2 protein-coding genes are annotated in these 1,136 nt (G+C 39.4%); one reads left to right on the top strand and one right to left on the bottom strand.

What is annotated here, in order from left to right; translation table 11 throughout:
* Positions 1 to 166 (top strand): hypothetical protein (locus LD39_RS22840; RefSeq protein ID WP_156112694.1); only part of this gene is annotated, 166 nt, incomplete at its 5' end.
* Between the two features lie 89 nt (positions 167 to 255).
* Here the strand turns inward: LD39_RS22840 and LD39_RS19690 are convergent.
* On the bottom strand, positions 256 to 1,136 hold an 881-nt coding region (locus LD39_RS19690; RefSeq protein ID WP_035552371.1), incomplete at its 5' end, for a site-specific integrase.

Genomic DNA, 1,136 nt, shown 5'->3' with positions numbered 1-1,136 from the left:
CGTTGACCCAACAAAAGTTACTCGTTCTGCACTTCAAAACGCAGCTTCCGTAGCAGCTATGTTCTTAACGACTGAAGCTGTAGTCGCTGATCTTCCTGAAGAAGATAATGCTGGCGGCGGCATGCCTGATATGGGTGGCATGGGTGGAATGGGCGGCATGATGTAATCATGCCTCCATGACCCTTGATATCAAGGGTTTATCTTCACCCTAAAAGTCAAAATGACATACTTTTGACATACCTGGCGGAGAAAACACTATAAATCTAATGAGCCTCTCATAAGTTCACTGAACTTTTGGGAGGCTTTTTCTTCCATGTTTTCAGTTATGTGCGCGTATATATTCATGGTTGTGTTTATATCTCCATGACCTAATCGTTGTTGAATTTCTTTAACTCCTACTCCTGCTTCAATTAACAGAGAGGTGTGGGTGTGTCGCAAGGAGTGAGGGGTAAGTTCCTTATGGATACCACTAATTTTTAATAAACGTCTCATATGGGTGTTTACGGTCTTTAAAAACTCAGGGTATCCCAGGTTCTGAACTTCCTTAGCAAAGACAAAATCCAGTTGAGTATATTCGTTCTTCATTTTATCTATGAGATCACCTTGGTGTTCTTTGTGTCTTTTAAGGACCTCAATAACTCCAGCGTCCATTTTTAGCGTTCTGATCGATCCTTTAGTTTTGGGTGTCAGTAGTTGATACTCTTTTGTTCTATTATTGGGGTTGTAATACGTTTTTGTTACTCTTAAGGTTTTTTTATACATATCTATATCCGACCATTTTAAGGCGATCAACTCACCTACCCTTAACCCACTATAAGCAAGTGTCAAAAACATGGGATAGTCTTTATCAATGCCACTTTCCTTAGCAGCATTAAGAAAACGAATAAGTTCTTCTTTTTCCATAAATTTAATTTCACCTTTACTGCTTTCTACCTCCTCAACGGTTTCCACTTTGCGCGGAATTTTTGCAAAGTCGCAAGGACTGTCCTTAATGATGTTAAACTCCACAGCTTTCCTGAAAACCATTCTACCTGTTGCATGAATACCATCTAGAGTATTAAACGCATAGCCTGCCTTATGAAGCGAAGCAAGCATGGCTTGATACTGTTTACGCGTGATATCTTTTATTTTTTTAT

The sequence above is a fragment of the Halobacillus sp. BBL2006 genome (assembly GCF_000786645.1).
Classification (GTDB): Bacteria; Bacillota; Bacilli; order Bacillales; family Halobacillaceae; genus Halobacillus.
This window is presented reverse-complemented; position numbering and strand designations above follow the sequence as displayed.